We start from the raw sequence: 978 nt of genomic DNA on the forward strand, positions 1-978 counted from the left end.
AACTTGGAAGGTGGGATTATTGTCGCCAAACTTGTAACCACTTGGGTATCCGTCGGATACCAACTCGTAGCCTTGAGCTTCGTAACTAGCAATTCGATCCGCAGTGCTGTAATCAGATTGACTACCGAACTTGCCGTTTAAGTTATCAGTTACTAGAACTTTATTGCCATTATCTTGGTCAATGTATTCAACATGAGCTTGTTCTTCATTGGCAGTGTAGACAACGGTATGAACATCGTCTTTTCCTTCAGCAGCATCGCCCGTTACACTAGCTTGACTTGGTGTGTAACCAGTAATTTTGGGAGAATTAATGACTGGGTTAGCGTTATCGGCTGGCTTCCAGTCACCCCAAGTAATTGAACCAGTCTTTTCGTTCTTAGTCCCCGTTCTAGTAAATGGAACGGTAACAACCTGGTCCTTTGCCATGGTCTTGCCGTTAACATCAACATAGTGAACGGTCACGGTTCCTTTACCACTATTATCAGTTACTGTTGTTAGGGTATCACTGTAGATAACGGTATGCACATCATCTTTACCTTCCGTGGCATGACCAGTAACCGTTGGCTGATTAGGAGTCATATTAGGAACGGTTGGTGAAGTGATTACTTGGTTAGCATTGCCAACTGGTTCCCAGTCGCCCCAAGTAATGTTACCAGTCTCATTATCTCTAGTCCCGGTTCTTGTGAACGGAACGCTGACTTGCTTATCTGGTGAAACGGTGTTGCCGTTAGCATCCTGATAGTGAACGGTAATGGTTCCCTTACCACTATTATCAGTCACTTGACTAGTAGCGGGACCATAAGGGACCTTGGTATCTGAACCGGGATCCGTAATTGGGTATGGATAAGTCCCATCTGGACCTGGTTTTAATGGTTGACTTGGATCATGGGGATCCATTGGAATCATGCCAGGAATATTAGGTAATTGAGGTTGTTGTGCTTTAGTAGGATCGTCTGGTTGCGTTTCGTATGGAACATC

Annotated in this window: 1 protein-coding gene; it reads right to left on the reverse strand. The window is 44.7% G+C overall.

Annotated elements, in window-relative coordinates:
- Positions 1 to 978, reverse strand: a 978-nt coding sequence (locus AC6UD8_RS07005) for a mucin-binding protein (protein ID WP_500723598.1), incomplete at both ends; no start/stop codon positions are given.

It is taken from the genome of Fructilactobacillus sp. X1R3C1 (assembly GCF_059901545.1).